Below are 16676 nucleotides of genomic sequence, written 5' to 3' on the forward strand. Positions count from 1 at the left end.
CCGGCTTGCCGGCCGATCCGGTGCCCGGTCCACCGACACCGTGATTCGGCTGGTGAGACTGCGACTTGGGTCACGTCGGGGATGGTGGCGATGCACCATGCAACGGGTGCGAAACGCGGGGATACCGAGTGGACATACGAGGGCTGAGGGGCATCCGCGCACCACAACCCCCTGCTCCGCCGGGTGTGCCCGGACCCCTTCCACGGAGCGTTACCCGAACGCGAGCACCGCTCACCGTCCGTCCACCCTCCGGAGCACCGCCCCGGGGCCGGCGACCGCCCGGCTGCCGGCGGCAGGTTCTGCCTTGCCCTGCCCTCCGGCTTCCCGGACCCCCGCCCCCCTGACCCCGGAGAGTACCGGACGCGCCACCCTTTGTGAGAGGGCTGCGGGGTTGGCTGCGCTCTCCCGGCGGGATATGGCGGGCGGGGACGCGTCCGGAATGTTCAAGACCGGGTGGGGCGGGGGTGCCTACGGTGACGGGCATGACACCTCGCATCGACCTGATCGGCATCGTCACCTCCGACCTGGCGGCCTCGCTGGAGTTCTACCGGCGGCTGGGGGTCGAGATCCCGCCCGGGGCGGAGAAGGAACCCCACGTGGAGGCCGTGCTGCCCGGCGGGCTGCGGATGGCCTGGGACACCCTGGAGACCATCGCCTCGTTCGACCCGGAAGGCGCCGCGGCCGGGGCGGGCGGGCGCGGCATCGGGCTCGCGTTCCGCTGCGACGGCCCGGCGGACGTCGATGGCCAGTACCGGGAACTGGTCGCCGCCGGCTACCGGGGGCACAAGGAGCCCTGGGACGCCTTCTGGGGCCAGCGCTACGCGGTGGTGCTCGACCCGGACGGCAACGCGGTGGATCTCTTCGCGCCGCTCAGCGCAGGCGGGTGAGCGGCATCCCGGTCAGGCTCCGCACCTCGCGGGACATGTGCGCCTGGTCGGCGTAGCCGGACCGGGCCGCGGCCGCGGCCGGCGGCGTGCCCGCGCGGACCAGCTCCAGGGCGCGCTGGAGGCGCAGCACGCGGGCCAGCGTCTTGGGGCCGTAGCCGAAGGAGGCCAGGAAGCGGCGGCGCAGATGCCGTTCGCTCCAGCCGGTGGCGTGGGCCAGTTCGGCCACCCGGGCACCGCGGTCCAGCATGTCCGCGGCCACCCGGCACCAGGGTTCGGGCGGGCCGGAGGCGCGCAGCCGGCGGGCCGCCGCCGCCTCCAGCGCGGCGGCCGGGCAGGGGGCACCGGCGACACGCTCGGCCAGTTCGCGCACCTCGTGCCCCGGCCACAGCGCGGCCAGCGGTACCCGTAGGTCGCGCAGCGGGGCCGCCGGGACGCCGAGTACCGCGGGGCCGGTGCCGCGGGCGAACCGCAGCCCGGCCCAGTTCGCCCCGGGGCGGTCACGGGACAGCTGGGCGCGCGAGTCCGGTCCGGCGACGAGCAGTTCTCCGTCGTGCCACAGCAGATCGAGGCAGCCGTCCGGGAGGACCCGGACCTCGCCGCCGGGGCTGTGGGTGCGCTGCCAGACCGTGGTGTCCGGAAGCCGCGAGGGGCGTTCACTGTACACGCGGCAAGCATGGCACCCGTCGGCGGGAGGGGAGGGGACCGCCGGCGGAGGCGACGTCGTTGCGCACGGTCCGTACACTGCAGCCCGGTCGGCGGGCGATGGCGTCGTCGGTGTGGCCCTCGGCGAGCAGCCGCAGCACGACCTCGTAGCGGGGCCGCCGGGCGGCGGGGGCCCCGGCGTGCCGGACGGTGGCCTGTCGCACGGGCGTGCCGCGCTCCCACAGCAGATCGGCGAGCGAGGTGAGCCGCTCCAGCTCTGCGGGTGCCCGCACCACGCGGACGCGTCCCACGTCGACGAGCACCGCCACCTGGCCGTCCATGACCATGCCGTGCAGCGGTACGGCGGCCGCCGAGCGGGGCGGAGCGCTCTGTCCGGCGAGCCACTCGGCGTGGCTGTGCACGGCCGGGGAGCGGAGCACCGTGCCGGACCACACCGACCGGAGGGCGGCTCCGCGCCGCAGCGCCATGTCGGCGAGGGCGCGGGAGAATTCCGGCGCGCCCTCGACGACGCCGTCGGGTCCGTCGGGCAGCGCGGACACGAGGAAGGTCACGGTCCGCTCGACCTTGGTGATCATCCGCTCCACCATGGTGGAGATCTCGTCGTGGCTGTCGCCGGTGGTGACCGGTCCGAGACGTTCGGCGGCTCGTTCGTGCAGGGTGATGAACCGTTCGACCTCCACCGGGCCGGGCTGCTTGGCGCCCGGCTCCCGCATCCGCTTGGCCAGCAGCGCCGGCAGCGCGACGCAGGGTTCCACCGCCCGGACCGCTCCGGTGGTGTCACCGGAGCGGCCGGCCAGGCCGTCCCGCCGCAGTCCCTCGACGATCTTGTGGATCTCGCTCTCCGGCCAGCCGATGTCGCGGCTCAGTTGCTCCGGCTTCCAGCGGGGGGCCAGCAGCAGTCTGCGGTAGACAAGCTCGGATCTCTTGTCCAGACCTATTCCGATGTCGCTTACCGTCACGACGAACCTCGCTGAACTATGCCTCGTGGGCCTGTGCGAACCAGCAACGCCGTGGCCAAGGCAGGCCGGAAGACGGGCGGTCAGAACTCCTGGTGGTGAGGGTGACAGGTACGTGCCACCCTCGTGAGATTTCTCCTCAGAGAAGCCTCGGATCGGTGGAAGAACCGGTCAACGGATAACGGTCGGGCACGGGTTCCGTCTGCTTTCCTTGCTTCGATTCCACTCCGCCGGCTGTTCTCACCCGCAGCCGCCGGCGTGGCCTTCGTCGAGGGCCGCCGTGTTCGAAACGGCATCGATGTACGCGGTGAGCAGGGTCGCCCAGCGGTCGCATTCGCCGTTGGGCTCCGGAAGCCTCGGAAAGCCCCGGTCCAGCTCCATCGGGACCCCCGGTTCCGTCATGTCGCTCAACGCTCTTCTCCTTCGTGCCGTCGTGGGCAGCTCTGGTCAATGGTCCGCCCTCGGAAAACCGGGTCTCCCCGGCCCGGCGGCGCCTGGCACGCCCCCTTCCGGAGCGGCCGGTTGCCGAGATCGGAATCGGTTCACGGTGTCAGCCCCACCGCTTGCCGCGCAACCGGTTCCGGCAGCGCGGGTGCGCGGCGGCCGGTCAGTCTCCCATCGCCACGGCGAGGCTTCTGGGCCGCATGTCGGTCCAGTTGTTCTCGATGTACTCCAGGCAGGCGACCCGGCTGTCCGGGCCGTGCGCCGTCTCCCAGCCCTGGGGGATCTCGGCGAATTCCGGCCACAAGGAGTGCTGGTTCTCCTTGTTCACCAGCACGCGGTAGGTGGCGTTGTCGTCCTCGAACGGGTTGGTGGCCATGTCTCTCCTCGTGGTCGGGCGCCGCTGTTGCCCGCGGCGGGTCGGATCGGAGGGTGTGACGGGCCGGCCTTGGCGCCGGTCCGCCGCCGCGCCGCCGGGATTTCCTTGATGGTTTCGAGCCGCTCGTCACGCTGCTTGACAGACACGCTTGTTTTTCCGCAAGAATGGCGGGAACTTCTTCGCGACTGATGCCGGCGAGGCGTGCCGCGGCCGACGAGAAAGCGTTGCAGCAAGCTGCTGCCGTCGGAAGGCGGGCAGTTCACAGAGGCTGGGAGGCGGATGCCAGAGCGTTCGTGAGATCGGCCACGAGCCGGGTGTGGTGGTCCAGGAGGTAGAAGTGGCCTCCCGGATAGACGTGCAGGGCGAAGCCGGCCGGAGCCGCCCGACGCCACTCCTCCACGTCCGCCACCGGGGCGGCCGGGTCGGCGTCCCCGGTGTGGGCGGTGACGGGGCAGCCCACCGGCACCGGCGGCCGCGGCGGGTAGCCGGCGACGACGCGGAAGTCGGCGCGCAGGGCTGGCAGGACCAGCTCCCTGAGTTCGGGGTCGGCCAGCAGTGCCGTGTCGGTGCCGCCGAGCCTGCGCACCTCGGCCGCCAGCTCCTCGTCGGTCTCCAGCCGCGCCCGGCCGGGGGTGAGGCGGTGGGGCGCGGATCTGGCGGAGACGTGCAGGCAGGCCGGCCGGATCCGGTGCCGGTGTTCCAGACGGAGCGCGACCTCGTGGGCCAGCGAGGCTCCCATGCTGTGCCCGAACAGGGCCAGCGGGACATCGGCGAAGGGCAGCAGCGCATCCGTCACCTGGTCCGCGAGCGGCTCCATGGCTTCCACGCACGGCTCGGCGAGGCGCTCCTGCCGGCCCGGGTAGCGGGCCACCAGCACCTCGGTGTCCGGGCCGAACGCCCCTCCCCAGGAGTGGTAGAACGCCGCGCTGCCCCCGGCGTGCGGCAGCACCACCAGCCGGACCCCGGGTGGTCCTTGGGTGCGGTAGCGGCGGAACCAGCGACTGTCCGGGGGCGGGGTCATGGCATTCCTTCCCGGCGGGTACGGGCCGCGGCGGGCCTCGGCCGCCGCCGTTTGCGGGGCGAGGCCACCATGACCGACCGGCCCGCTATTCGGCAACGGCGCCTACCGGAACCTGCGAGGGAGCGGACTGCTCGGGCAGCCAGCCCAGTTCGGCCGCCCGGACCCCGGCCTGGAACCGGGAGGTGGCGCCCAGCATGGTCATGATCTCCGCGACGTAGCGCCGGTAGGTGCGCACCGAGACCGACAGGTCCCTGGCGGCCGCCTCGTCGGTCATACCCACCTGGAGCTTCTCCAGGATGCAGCGGACGGTGGCGGCCTTGGCCCGCCCGCCGAAGTCGATCCGGTCGGGCACCAGGACCGCGTTGCGCCACACCCCGCAGAACAGGGTCTGCATGGTGCGGACGACAGCGGGCGCCCGGATCACGGTGGTCCGCCCTACGCTCGCCGACTCCGCACTCACCAGGGCCAGTTGTTCATCCACGATGGTCGCCGCCAGCGCTCCGGTGCGCGACACCCGCACCTCTCCGTAGCGTCCGGCGAGCCAGCTGCGGATGCCCGGGCCGTCCAGCAGGGACTGGTGGCACAGCAGCCGCACCCTCAGCCCTTGCGGCCGGCTCGCGGTGCGGTCGCGCAGGGCGCAGTGCACCGCGCGGGCCAGCACGGGGTCGGGGCCGAGGACCACGTCGATGGTGCTGGTGGCCTGGAGCATCACCTGGAGGGCGGAGGAGTGGAGCGCGGACTCCCCCGGGGCGATGTCGGTGACCAGCGTGCGGCTGGTCACGGTGGTGCGGTGCTTGAGCATCGCGTCCTCGGTGAGGCCGCGGATGTTGAGCAGCGCGTCCTCCAGGTCGTCTCCCGTCCCCCGCGTACCGGCCCGCCGGCTCTCCGGCTCTCCGTCCGCCCCGGTCCTGGGCAGCAGTGCGTCGTACACCTTCCTTACCCCCGTGTCGTCGTCGTGTCGCCGGCCCCGGAGCCGCCGGTGGTGCGTGCGCCGGTCGTGCGGCACCACCGCTCCAGGAATGACAGGAATGATGTTCAGCGCTCGGACACACGGCCTCCGTCCGGGTGCGTCCGGCCCTTCCGGCTTTCCCTCCGATGCGGCCACGGCCGGTTCTTCGGTCACCGGACCGGGGCACGTACCTGTCGCCTCAGGCAGTAACCCACCGCTGTCAAAAGCTAGTTCGTTGGCCCGAAGCCAGTCAACGATTGCCGGCGATAGTCAAATGACAAACCGTCTACTTCGCGAGGGCGGACCCCGGCGAATCCCCTGCGGAACATCCCAAAGCGGAAGGAGTCCGTCCGGCGCCCCACCACAATGTGCCAGGACCCCTGCCCGCGCGGGCTTCCCCGCCCGGGCCGCCCACCCCACCGGCCAGGGCGTCCGCGGCCTCCACCGCGTCCCGGTAGGGGTCCTCAAGGAACAGTTCCTCGCGCCCGGGCAGCTGAACCGGGACGATGTCCGGTCCGCCGGCGGGCAGATCCCGCCAGGCCCGGTAGAACCCGGCCCCGCCCCCGGCGAAGGGCAGGCACACCAGCGAGCAGTCCATGCGCGGCCTCATCTCTCGCGTCTGCTCTGGGGTCCGGCACCCGCAGGTCCGCGCATCGACGCTCGCACCGGCCACCGCCGCGGACAACCGGGCTTGCATCCAGAGGCAACGCCCGGCCGGTCCAGCGCCCCGCTCCGCGGATCAGCCGGCGGCCGCCAGCACGCGCAGGGCCTGCTGCGCGGCACTGCCCTCCTCCGCGGTGAGCACGTGCATCGCCCGGTCGTACTCCCCGGGTCCGCCGGGCAGCTGGAACGCCTGGTAGCCCAGGACGAGCTCCCCCAGCTCCCGATGACGGTAGCGCCGCTCGCCGCTGCCGCACCGGAACACGTCGGCCGCCGCCCACATCCGCCGGAAGTCCGCGCTGCGCTCCGCCAGTTCCGCCAGCAGACCGGCCAGGAGGGCGTCCCCGGGGTACTGGCCGGCCGAGAGCCTCAGCACCGCCACGGTCTCCCGCGCCCGCCGCTCCCAGTCGGGGAAGAGCTCGCGGGACGCCCCGGCCAGGAACAGGTAGCGGGCGTGGTTACGGTCCTTGGGCCCCCGCCCCGCGACATCGCCGAACAGCAGCGATCCCAGCGTGTTCCACGCCAGGACGTCCTGCCGGTGGCCGGTGATGACGGCCGGCAGCCCGGCCATGCCGTCCAGGACCCGCCGCAGCCCGGGCCCGACCGTCCCCGGATCGTCGCCGGCCGCGTCGCCGGGCGCCCGGGGCGGGCAGTGCGCGTCCGTCCGGTGCGGGCCGCGGCGTCGCCCCGAGGCCAGGCTGCCCAGATGCTCGCGCTCGGTCTCGCAGAGCTCCAGGACCCGGGCCAGCGCGTCCAGCACCTCGCCGGAGGGCTGCCGGGCGCGCCCCTGCTCCAGCCGCACGTAGTAGTCCACGCTGATCCCGGCGAGCTGTGCCAGCTCCTCGCGGCGCAGCCCCGGCACCCGCCGGCGTGACCCGGCCCGCACACCGGCGCTCTGTGGCGACACCCGCGCCCGCCGCGAGCGCAGGAAACCTCCGAGCTCCACGCCGCTGTCGTCCATCACGTCCATCGCCTCCCGTCCGTCGCTGCCCTGCCGGTGCCCGTGCCCCGGCGCCCCCGCCCGCCGGGCGGCCGGGGTGGTACCGGCGGTACCAGGACCGCCGGTCAGGGGAAACGGAGGGTTCTGGCTCGCCCCGCCACGGCCTGGGAGAACGGACACATGACCGTGAAGAACGTTCTCCTCGTCCTCGCCCACCCCGAGCCCCGCTCCCTCAACGGATCCCTCGCCGCCCTGGCCGAGCGCGAACTGACGGCCGCCGGGCACCGGGTGACCGTTTCCGATCTGTACGCCATGAAGTGGAGCGCGGCCGTCGACGCCGACGACTTCCCGGGCCACGACCCCTCCCGGCAGCTGAACGTGATGGAGGCCTCCCGCCATTCCTGGGAGCACTCCACGCTGCCCCCGGAGGTCGCCGCCGAACAGGAGAAGCTGCTCGCCGCCGACGCCGTCGTCCTGCAGTTCCCGCTGTGGTGGTTCTCCATGCCGGCGCTGCTCAAGGGCTGGGTGGACCGGGTCTTCACCTACGGCTTCGGCTACGGCACGGGACGGGCGGGGCGGCGCCTGTACGGCGACGGCACCCTGGCCGGCCGGCGGGCGATGGTGGCGGTGACGATCGGGGCCGGTGAGCCGTCGTTCTCCGCGCGCGGCATCAACGGGCACCTTCCCGACGTGCTCTTCCCGCTCCAGCACGGCCTGTTCCACTACACCGGGATGGCCGCGCTGCCGCCGTTCGCCGTGTTCGAGGCGGCACACGTCGACGAGGCACGGTTCGCCCGGATCGCCGAGGACTACCGGGCGCGCCTGCGCACGCTGTTCACCACCGAGCCGATCGCCTTCCGGCCGCTGGCGGGCGGCGACTACACCCGCACCATGGAGCTCAGGCCGGGCCTGGAGACCCCGGGCACATCCGGGCCCGCCCTGCACGTCCGGCCCCCGGCCGCCTGAGCCCGGCCCGGGGCCGCCCCGGCTCCTCCGGCGGAATCCCGTTGTGACGCGGACGTCCGCGATGGTGGGGTGAGCCCATGAACCCTGTGGAGGTACTGGCCCTGTTCGACCGGGAGATGCGGCAGGGGGCGCGCCCGGAGGGGCCCGGCGCCCGCGTGGAGCGGGCGGACGGGGTGGTGCGCCAGACCGGCACCGAGCACGGCTGGAGCGCCGTGCTGTGGTCCGGCCTGGACGAGTCCGCGGCGGACGCGGCCATCGCCGCCCAGGTACGCCACTTCACCGAGCTGGGACGCGAGTTCGAGTGGAAGCTCTACGGCCACGACCGGCCGTCGGACCTCCCCGCCCGGCTGCGGGCGGCCGGCTTCGTCCCGGAACCGGAGGAGACCCTGATGGCCGCGGAGACCGGCGGGCTCGCGACCGCCGTCGAACTCCCCGAGGGGGTACGGCTGCGGGCGGTGACCGGCGCTGCCGGCGTGGACCTGATGGCCGAAGTCCACGAGCAGGCGTTCGGGACCGACAGCTCCCGGCTGCGGCAGCACCTCCTGGACCGGCTGGCCGCACAGCCGGACACGGTCACCGCCGTCGTCGCGATGGCCGGTGAGGTGCCGGTGAGTTCGGCGCGCCTCGAGCTGCCCGCGGCCGGCTCGTTCGCCGGGCTGTGGGGCGGCGGGACCGTGAAGCCCTGGCGCGGCCGGGGCATCTACCGCGCCCTGGTCGCCCACCGGGCCCGTATCGCGGCCGAGCGCGGCTATCGCTATGTGCAGGTCGACGCCTCTCCCGACAGCCGCCCCATCCTCCAGCGCCTCGGCTTCGTCCCCCTGACCACCACCACTCCCTGGATCCACCGGCCCTGACGCGCTCGCCGGCCGGTTCCCGAGGAGTCCGGCCGGGCGGAGAGCGGCTGGCACGACGCGACAGGCAGTCGGCGCCCGGCCGGGCCCGCGTCCGAATCCGGTGCCCGGGTCGGCGGCGGGACCTAGGATCCGCGGCATGGCGACCCGACTCGTGCAGATCAACATGAAGGCCCGGGACGACTCCGCGCTCGGCCGGTTCTGGGCTGAGGCACTCGGCTGGGGTGTCGACAGCGAGGGCCCCGGCGTGACCAACCTCGAACCCGTGGGCTTCGCCCGCCCGGACCCCTCGGCCGTCTGCATCGACATCATCGCCCGCCCCGAACCCAAGACGGTGAAGAACCGCGTGCACCTCGATCTGGCCACCACCTCGGCCGCCCATCAGGCGGAACTGGTCGCACGCCTGAAGGATCTCGGCGCGGCACCCGCAGACATCGGTCAGGGTGACGTCCCCTGGACGGTCATGGCCGACCCGGAGGGCAACGAGTTCTGCCTCCTCACCCCTCGCTGACCCGCTGATCCACTCACTCCTCCGGGTACCGCCCGCCCTTTGTCCGTATCCATTCGTGGGTGCTCTCGATGGCATCGAGGAGATCCAGGAAAGTGTGAAGATCACGATGCTGTCGCCGGACCTGACCGGTTGCCACGTCCCCACACTCGAGTTCAGCTTCACCGCTGCTCCAGACGACGAGCGCGGCGATGTGGTCCTCCCTTTCGAGCGCCATCCAGGTGCTGGCCTTGTCTCGGCCATCCGGAGGCGACTGGTGGACGTCCCCTGTGATCCCGCGGGACCGCAAACGTTCCTCGTGCTCGGCGAACCATGCCGCGAGCCTCTGCGGCAGCTCGCCCCGGACGCACCGGTCTTCTCCGGTTTCTCTCATGGCTGAGCGATGACTCCTGCGGATCGGTCGAGCTGATTGGTCCGGGTGACCCGGGTGGACCGGTCCGATACCGAGGGCTCGGCTGCCCGCCGCACGGTGTCCTGAGCGGTCAGAAGCCGCCTTCCATGTTGACGAAGCGGGAGTAGTGGCCCTGGAAGGCGACGGTGATGGTGGCGGTGGGGCCGTTGCGGTGCTTGGCGACGATGAGGTCGGCCTCGCCGGCCCGGGGGGACTCCTTCTCGTAGGCGTCCTCGCGGTGCAGCAGGATGACCATGTCGGCGTCCTGCTCGATGCTGCCGGACTCCCGCAGGTCGGAGACCATCGGCTTCTTGTCGGTGCGCTGCTCGGGTCCTCGGTTCAGCTGGGAGAGGGCGATGACCGGGAGCTCCAACTCCTTCGCGAGCAGCTTGAGGTTACGGGACATCTCCGACACCTCCTGCTGGCGGCTCTCGGGGCGGCGGGAGCCGCCGGTCTGCATCAGCTGGAGGTAGTCGATGACGACCAGACGCAGGTCGTTGCGCTGCTTCAGGCGGCGGCACTTGGCGCGGATCTCCATCATCGACAGGTTCGGGGAGTCGTCGATGTACAGCGGCGCCTCGTTGACCTCGGTCATCTGGCGGGCCACGCGGTTCCAGTCCTCGTCCGTCATGGAGCCCGACCGCATGTGGTGCAGCGCGACGCGGGCCTCGGCGGACAGCAGCCGCATCGCGATCTCGTTGCGGCCCATCTCCAGCGAGAAGATGACGCTGGGCAGGTTGTGCTTGATGGAGCAGGCCCGGGCGAAGTCCAGCGCCAGGGTGGACTTTCCCATCGCGGGCCGGGCGGCGATGACGATCATCTGGCCGGGATGCAGGCCGTTGGTGAGGGCGTCCAGGTCGGTGAAGCCGGTGGGGACGCCCGTCATCTCGCCGCTGCGGTTGCTGATCGCCTCGATCTCGTCGAGTGCGCCCTCCATGATGTCGCCGAGCGGGAGGTAGTCCTCGGAGGTGCGCTGCTCGGTGACGGCGTAGATCTCGGACTGCGCGGTGTTGACGATGTCGTCGACGTCGCCGTCCGCCGCGTACCCCATCTGCGCGATCCTGGTGCCGGCCTGCACCAGGCGGCGCAGCACCGCCCGGTCGTGCACGATCCGCGCGTAGTACTCGGCGTTGGCCGCGGTGGGCACCAGCTGGACGAGGGAGTGCAGGTAGCCGGGGCCGCCGGCCCGGGAGAGCTCGCCGCGCTTGGTCAGCTCGGCGGAGAGGGTGATCGGGTCGGCCGGCTCGCCCTTGGCGTAGAGGTCGAGGATCGCCTGATAGATCGTCTCGTGCGCGGGCTTGTAGAAGTCGTGGCCCTGCAGGACCTCCACCACGTCGGCGATGGCGTCCTTGGACAGCAGCATGCCGCCCAGCACCGACTGCTCGGCCTCCAGGTCCTGCGGCGGCAGCCGCTCGAAGGCGGTGGCCGGGCCGGGGGCGGCGTCGTAGGGTTCGTCGACGCTCTCCCGGGGGCGGGTGACCGCCAGCCGGTCGCCGGACGTCGCCTCGTCCCACGGGGGGCCCGCGTGCTCCAGATCGGCCACCGGCTCGACCTCCTCCCGCGCCCGAGCGCGCCGCGGCACTCCCCCTCTTCCTACGGCACAGCTCTGACACTTACCGAACAACTCGGACGCCCGCCCCCGGTTACGGCGCGTCGAGGACGGCGAGAAGCAGAGGGAAACTCCAGGGCAAGCAGGGACCCACGGTACGGGCAGGCCGGAGCACCGCCAACCAAGTTATCCACAGGCTATGTGGAAGTCTGATCAGTCCCTGTGGACAACGCGGCGATTCCTGTGGACGGATCGGGGGACAGCACTGTGGAGAACACCGGCAGACCTTCGTGGTACCCATCTTGACCTGCGATTTTGCCCTCCACTGGCTGTGTGCGGGAAAAACTCGGCCCCCGTCGCCAAGATCACGTCAACGGACGCAGACCATCACACCGCTCCCACACATAAGTAAGGGATGAGATCCACTTGCATCCATTACCTGTGGATGTTTGGATCGGGCCATGCTCAAGAGTCCCGGACGGACGGCTCCGGATGAACGCCGCCGCTCCGTCCGCCGTCACGACCGCGAGATCCTCGCGCTCGCCCTGCCCGCCTTCGGGGCGCTCGTCGCCGAGCCGCTCTTCGTCATGGTCGACACCGCCATGGTGGGTCATCTGGGCACCTCCCAGCTCGCCGGGCTGGGGGTGGCGGCGGCGCTGCTCACCACCGGTGTCAACATCTTCGTCTTCCTGGCCTACGCCACCACCGCGGCGGTCGCCCGGCGGCTCGGCGCCGGGGACCTGCCCATGGCCCTCCGCCAGGGCATGGACGGCATCTGGCTCGCCCTGCTGATCGGGCTCGCCGTCGTCGCCGTGGTGCTGCCCACCGCCCCGGCCCTCGTCGAGGTCTTCGGCGCCTCCCCCACCGCCGCCCCGCACGCCGTCACCTACCTGCGGATCAGCACGCTCGGCATCCCCGCCATGCTCGTCGTGCTGGCCGCCACCGGGGTCCTGCGCGGGCTCCAGGACACCCGCACACCGCTGTACGTCGCCATCGGCGGATTCGGCGCCAACGCCGCGCTGAACGCCGTGCTCATCTACGGCCTCGGCTGGGGCATCGCGGGATCCGCCTGGGGCACGGTGCTCGCCCAGTGCGCCATGGCCGGCGTCTACCTGCTGGTCGTCGTCCGCGGCGCCCGCGCGCACGGCGCCTCGCTGCGCCCGCACGCCGCCGGCATCCGCGCCAGCGCCCGGGCCGGCACACCGCTGCTCATCCGCACCTTGTCGGTGCGCGCCGTGCTGCTGATCGCCACCGCGGTCGCCGCCCGGCTCGGCGACATCCCCATGGCGGCCCATCAGATCACCCTCACCCTGTGGATGCTGATGGCCTTCGCGCTGGACGCCATCGCCATCGCCGGGCAGGCGATCATCGGCCGGTACCTGGGGGCGGGCGACGCGCCGGGCGCCCGCGCCGCGTGCCGGCGGATGGTCCAGTGGGGGCTGGTCTCGGGCGGCGTGCTCGGGCTGCTGCTGGCCGCGTCCGCGCCCGTCGTCCCGCACGTGTTCACCGGCGACCCGCAGGTCCACCGGCAACTGCTGCCGGTGCTGCTGCTGGTGGCCGTCACCCAGCCGATCGCGGGGGTGGTGTTCGTGCTGGACGGGGTGCTGATGGGCGCCGGGGACGGCCCCTACCTGGCCTGGGCGATGCTGCTCACGCTCGCCGTCTTCGCCCCCGTGGCCCTCCTGGTGCCCGTCGCCGGGGGCGGGCTGGTGGCCCTGTGGTGGACCGTCGCCGGGCTGATGATGACGACCCGGATGCTGACGCTGTGGCTGCGCACCCGCACCGGCCGCTGGCTCGTCACCGGCGCGGTGCGCGGCTGAGACACGCGTGCGGGCCCGCGCCCCGGCGAGGGGACGCGGGCCCGCACGGACGCGCCACGGCGGGCCGGCCCGGCGCCCGGAGGCGGCGGACCGGCCCCGCCGTCACTTCGCGGGCTCGACCTGGAGGCCGACCTTGGCGGTGACCTCGGGGTGCAGCCGGACCGAGACCTGGTGCGTGCCCAGGCTCTTGATCGGGGTGCCCAGCTCGATGCGGCGCTTGTCGACGTCCGGACCGCCGGAGCTCTTCACCGCGGAGGCGATGTCGGCCGGGGTGACGGACCCGAACAGGCGGCCGCCGGAGCCGGCCCGGACCTTCAGGCGCACGGTGACGCCCTCCAGCCGGCCCTTGACCTCGTTGGCCTGCTCGATCGTGGCGATCTCGCGGATCTTGCGGGCGCGGCGGATCTGCTCGACATCCTTCTCCCCGCCCCGGGTCCAGCGGATGGCCACACCGCGGGGGAGGAGGTAGTTGCGGGCGTACCCGTCCTTCACCTCGACGACATCGCCCGCGGCACCGAGGCCGGAGACCTCGCTGGTCAGAATGATCTTCATGATGCGTAGTCCCCCTTCCTCAGCGTGCGGTCGAGGTGTAGGGCAGCAGCGCCATCTCACGGCTGTTCTTCACAGCCGTGGCGACATCACGCTGGTGCTGGGTGCAGTTTCCGGTGACCCGGCGGGCACGGATCTTGCCGCGGTCGGAAATGAACTTCCGCAGCAGGTTCGTGTCCTTGTAGTCGACGTAGGAGATCTTCTCCTTGCAGAACACGCAAACCTTCTTCTTCGGCTTGCGAGCAGGCGGCTTCGCCATGTCTCTCTCCGTATGAGTTCAAGAAGTATGTGCTTCGAGCACACCCTCGAACCGGCCGTGACGGCCGCGATCAGAAGGGGGGCTCGTCCGAGTAGCCGCCGCCGGAGCCGGAACCGCCGCCCCAGCCACCGCCGCTGCCGCCCTGCTGCCCGCCGCCGGAGGGGCCACCCGTGGCCCACGGGTCCCCGGCGCCCTGGCCGCCGCCCTGACCGCCGGAAGGACCGCCGGGGCCGTTGCCCCAGCCGCCTCCCTGGCCGCCCTGACCGCCGCCCTGGCCGCCGAAGCCGCCCTGACCGCCCCGGCCCGCGGTCTTGGTGACCTTGGCCGTGGCGTTGCGCAGGCTGGGGCCGACCTCGTCGACGTCCAGTTCGTAGACCGTGCGCTTGACGCCCTCCCGGTCCTCGTAGGACCGCTGCTTGAGCCGGCCCTGCACGATGACCCGCGTCCCCTTGGTGAGGGACTCGGCGACGTTCTCCGCCGCCTGCCGCCAGATCGAGCAGGTCAGGAACAGGCTTTCGCCGTCCCGCCACTCACTGGTCTGCCGGTCGAAGATGCGCGGGGTGGACGCGATGCGGAACTTCGCGACCGCCGCGCCGGAAGGGGTGAAGCGCAGCTCGGGATCGTCGACCAGATTGCCGACGACCGTGATGACGGTCTCGCCTGCCATGGGTGAACCTCTCGGCGATTGCTTGCTGCTGATGCTGCCGCGGTGGTGGTGAAACTGCGGTACCGCGATGATGACGGATGGCTCTGACAGTGCTGCCCGGCTTACCGGTCCTGCCGCGAGGCGGCTGGACTCAGTGGGTGGAGGGGCGCAGGACCTTCGTCCGCAGAACCGACTCGTTCAGGTTCATCTGCCGGTCGAGCTCCTTGACGACCGCGGGCTCGGCCCGCAGGTCGATGACGGAGTAGATGCCCTCGGGCTTCTTGTTGATCTCGTACGAGAGACGACGACGGCCCCAGGTGTCGACCTTCTCGACCTTGCCGTTGCCCTCACGGACGACGGAAAGGAAGTTCTCGATCAGCGGGGAGACAGCGCGCTCCTCGAGATCGGGGTCGAGGATGACCATCACCTCGTAGTGACGCATGTGGAACCCACCTCCTCTGGACTCGGCGGCCACGGGCGATCCGTGGCAGGAGGGTTGAATCATGCGGTTGCGCCGGTCCGGACCGTGCGGCCCGCATGCGGACTGCCGTACGGCTTCACATGCGGAAGAGCCCGGGCGGACGCGGCGCGAGAGTACACCGTACCGGTTCGCGCCTTCCGGTTGAAATCCGGTACCGGAGGGGCGCAATCTGGACAGGTCAGGGAATATGCACAGGAGGTGCCCCATGGCACAGACAGCGCAGCACGGCCCACTGGCGTTCCTCAACAGCGACGGCCGTGCTCACCCGAAAGAGAACACCCTCGCCGTGGTGACGCTGGTGCTCGGCGCCGTCGCGGTACTGACCACCTTCTCCGAGGGCCTGCACCTGATCAGCTCCTGGGCCGGTCTGGCGGGCATCATCACCGGAGCCTGGGGGCAGCTGATCTCTGCCACCACAGCCGAGCGCATGGTGCTGGTGATCGGCCTGGGAGCGGCCGGGCTCGGCTTCTACCTGGGAGTGGCCAACGGCGGCCTGTTCGGCGGGATCATCGGGTAGCCGCCGCCCCCGGCGGCAGTAGGCTTCGCGCCAGACCCTGCGAAGACCCGCCGGAGGAGCGCCCCGAATGAGCCTGACCCTGAGGACCATCAGCCGCGAGGAGCACCTGGCGTACATCCGCTCCCTGCCCTCGGCCAGTCACATGCAGGTGCCGGCCTGGGCGGATGTCAAGTCGGAGTGGCGCGCGGAGTCGCTGGGCTGGTTCGACGTGTCCGGGCGTCAAGTCGGTGCCGGCCTCGTGCTCTACCGGCAGCTTCCCAAGGTCAAGCGGTACCTCGCCTATCTGCCCGAGGGCCCGGTGATCAACTGGTTCGCGCCCAACCTGGAGGAGTGGCTGCGGCCGATGCTGGCCCACCTCAAGAGCCAGGGCGCCTTCTCCGTCAAGATGGGCCCGCCCGTGGTGATCCGCCGCTGGGACGCCCAGGCGATCAAGGCCGGCATCCAGAACCCCGAGGTCAAGCGGCTGCGCGACGTGGAGGCCACCCACCTTGAGCCGAGGGCCTTCGAGGTGGCGGACCGGCTGCGGCGGATGGGCTGGCAGCAGGGAGAGGACGGCGGCGCCGGCTTCGGCGACGTGCAGCCGCGGTACGTGTTCCAGATCCCGCTGCGGGACCGCTCGCCGGAGCAGGTGCACAAGGGCTTCAACCAGCTGTGGCGGCGCAACATCAAGAAGGCCGAGAAGGCCGGGGTGCTGGTGGAGCGCGCCCGGTACGAGGACCTCCCGGTGTGGCAGGAGCTCTACGAGGTGACCGCGGAGCGCGACAAGTTCCGCCCGCGCCCCCTCTCCTACTTCCAGCAGATGTGGCGGGTCCTGAACGCCGAGACCGCGGCCGTCGGCGACGAGGACCGGATGCGGCTGTACTTCGCGCGCCACGAGGGCGAGGTGGTGGCGGCCGCGACGATGCTGATCGTCGGGAAGCACGTCTGGTACTCCTACGGCGCCTCGGCCAACCACAAGCGGGAGGTCCGGCCGTCCAACGCCATGCAGTGGCGGATGCTCCAGGACGCCCACGCACTGGGCGCCGACGTGTACGACATGCGCGGCATCGGGGACTGCCTGGAGGACACCGATCACCTGTTCGGGCTGATTCAGTTCAAGGTGGGTACCGGCGGTGAAGCCGCCGAGTATCTGGGCGAGTGGGACTTCCCCCTCAATAAGCTTCTGCACAAGGCGCTCGACATCTACATGTCCCGGCGCTGACGACCCCCACGCCGTCCCACCTCTCCGGCAGAAAGGCTCATC

Annotated in this window: 19 protein-coding genes and 1 pseudogene; 7 read left to right on the top strand and 13 right to left on the bottom strand. The window is 71.8% G+C overall.

Features of this window, described 5'->3' with window-relative positions:
* The first annotated feature begins 482 nt into the window (after positions 1-482).
* Positions 483-887 (top strand): VOC family protein, encoded by a 405-nt coding sequence (locus ABD299_RS16280; protein WP_344262985.1) that lies wholly within the window; start codon positions 483-485, stop codon positions 885-887.
* Here ABD299_RS16280 and ABD299_RS16285 read toward each other — a convergent pair.
* From ABD299_RS16285 to ABD299_RS16315, 7 genes are all read right to left on the bottom strand, one after another.
* Complete coding sequence (locus ABD299_RS16285; protein WP_344262987.1) at positions 871-1551, bottom strand: helix-turn-helix domain-containing protein; 681 nt, start codon at positions 1549-1551, stop codon at positions 871-873. The genes ABD299_RS16280 and ABD299_RS16285 overlap by 17 nt on opposite strands.
* Complete coding sequence (locus ABD299_RS16290) at positions 1541-2509, bottom strand: hypothetical protein (RefSeq protein WP_344262989.1); 969 nt, start codon at positions 2507-2509, stop codon at positions 1541-1543. Before ABD299_RS16290 ends, ABD299_RS16285 begins: the two co-directional genes overlap by 11 nt.
* 237 nt (positions 2510-2746) lie before the next feature.
* Entirely contained in the window at positions 2747-2917 is a 171-nt protein-coding gene (locus tag ABD299_RS16295; RefSeq protein ID WP_344262991.1) for a hypothetical protein, read from the bottom strand.
* A 196-nt stretch (positions 2918-3113) separates the two neighbouring features.
* Complete coding sequence (locus ABD299_RS16300) at positions 3114-3326, bottom strand: MbtH family protein (protein ID WP_344262993.1); 213 nt, start codon at positions 3324-3326, stop codon at positions 3114-3116.
* A gap of 259 nt (positions 3327-3585) precedes the next feature.
* A complete protein-coding gene (locus ABD299_RS16305) occupies positions 3586-4347 on the bottom strand; it encodes a thioesterase II family protein (RefSeq protein WP_344262995.1) in 762 nt (253 codons plus the stop codon).
* An 85-nt stretch (positions 4348-4432) separates the two neighbouring features.
* Complete coding sequence (locus ABD299_RS16310) at positions 4433-5278, bottom strand: LuxR family transcriptional regulator (RefSeq protein WP_344262997.1); 846 nt, start codon at positions 5276-5278, stop codon at positions 4433-4435.
* A 757-nt stretch (positions 5279-6035) separates the two neighbouring features.
* Positions 6036-6917: a helix-turn-helix domain-containing protein gene (locus ABD299_RS16315; RefSeq protein ID WP_344263262.1), complete on the bottom strand. Its 882-nt coding sequence runs from the start codon at positions 6915-6917 to the stop codon at positions 6036-6038.
* A gap of 159 nt (positions 6918-7076) precedes the next feature.
* Here ABD299_RS16315 and ABD299_RS16320 point away from each other — a divergent pair, with 159 nt between their 5' ends.
* From ABD299_RS16320 to ABD299_RS16330, 3 genes and pseudogenes are all read left to right on the top strand, one after another.
* Positions 7077-7862, top strand: a complete 786-nt coding sequence (locus ABD299_RS16320) for an NAD(P)H-dependent oxidoreductase (protein ID WP_344262999.1) — start codon at positions 7077-7079, stop codon at positions 7860-7862.
* Between the two features lie 77 nt (positions 7863-7939).
* Positions 7940-8716, top strand: a complete 777-nt coding sequence (locus tag ABD299_RS16325; protein WP_344263001.1) for a GNAT family N-acetyltransferase — start codon at positions 7940-7942, stop codon at positions 8714-8716.
* Between the two features lie 136 nt (positions 8717-8852).
* Positions 8853-9221: pseudogene (locus ABD299_RS16330) on the top strand (VOC family protein); the annotation flags it as partial.
* A 16-nt stretch (positions 9222-9237) separates the two neighbouring features.
* On the opposite strand, the gene ABD299_RS16335 reads toward ABD299_RS16330, so the two are convergent.
* Positions 9238-9594, bottom strand: a complete 357-nt coding sequence (locus ABD299_RS16335) for a hypothetical protein (RefSeq protein ID WP_344263003.1) — start codon at positions 9592-9594, stop codon at positions 9238-9240.
* A 109-nt stretch (positions 9595-9703) separates the two neighbouring features.
* The gene (gene dnaB / locus ABD299_RS16340) at positions 9704-11098 is read right to left on the bottom strand and encodes a replicative DNA helicase (protein WP_425581354.1); all 1395 of its coding nucleotides are present in this window, start codon (positions 11096-11098) and stop codon (positions 9704-9706) included.
* A 524-nt stretch (positions 11099-11622) separates the two neighbouring features.
* Here dnaB and ABD299_RS16345 point away from each other — a divergent pair.
* A complete protein-coding gene (locus tag ABD299_RS16345) occupies positions 11623-12981 on the top strand; it encodes an MATE family efflux transporter (RefSeq protein WP_344263005.1) in 1359 nt (452 codons plus the stop codon).
* Positions 12982-13083: 102 nt separating this feature from the next.
* On the opposite strand, the gene rplI is transcribed toward ABD299_RS16345, so the two are convergent.
* From rplI to rpsF, 4 genes are all read right to left on the bottom strand, one after another.
* Positions 13084-13533 (bottom strand): 50S ribosomal protein L9, encoded by a 450-nt coding sequence (rplI, locus tag ABD299_RS16350; RefSeq protein ID WP_344263007.1) that lies wholly within the window; start codon positions 13531-13533, stop codon positions 13084-13086.
* Positions 13534-13552: 19 nt separating this feature from the next.
* Positions 13553-13789: a 30S ribosomal protein S18 gene (rpsR, locus tag ABD299_RS16355; RefSeq protein ID WP_003978893.1), complete on the bottom strand. Its 237-nt coding sequence runs from the start codon at positions 13787-13789 to the stop codon at positions 13553-13555.
* A gap of 70 nt (positions 13790-13859) precedes the next feature.
* Positions 13860-14456 carry a single-stranded DNA-binding protein gene (locus ABD299_RS16360; protein WP_344263009.1) on the bottom strand — a complete coding sequence of 199 codons (597 nt, stop codon included), beginning with the start codon at positions 14454-14456 and terminating at the stop codon, positions 13860-13862.
* A 130-nt stretch (positions 14457-14586) separates the two neighbouring features.
* Positions 14587-14877 carry a 30S ribosomal protein S6 gene (gene rpsF, locus ABD299_RS16365; protein WP_344263011.1) on the bottom strand — a complete coding sequence of 97 codons (291 nt, stop codon included), beginning with the start codon at positions 14875-14877 and terminating at the stop codon, positions 14587-14589.
* A gap of 244 nt (positions 14878-15121) precedes the next feature.
* On the opposite strand from rpsF, the gene ABD299_RS16370 reads away from it, so the two are divergent.
* Positions 15122-15433, top strand: coding sequence for a hypothetical protein (locus ABD299_RS16370; protein ID WP_344263013.1), 312 nt, complete (start codon positions 15122-15124; stop codon positions 15431-15433).
* Positions 15434-15500: 67 nt separating this feature from the next.
* Complete coding sequence (locus ABD299_RS16375; protein ID WP_344263015.1) at positions 15501-16634, top strand: lipid II:glycine glycyltransferase FemX; 1134 nt, start codon at positions 15501-15503, stop codon at positions 16632-16634.
* Positions 16635-16676 lie beyond the last annotated feature (42 nt).

Source organism: Streptomyces sodiiphilus, from assembly GCF_039529215.1.
GTDB lineage: Bacteria > Actinomycetota > Actinomycetes > Streptomycetales > Streptomycetaceae > Streptomyces > Streptomyces sodiiphilus.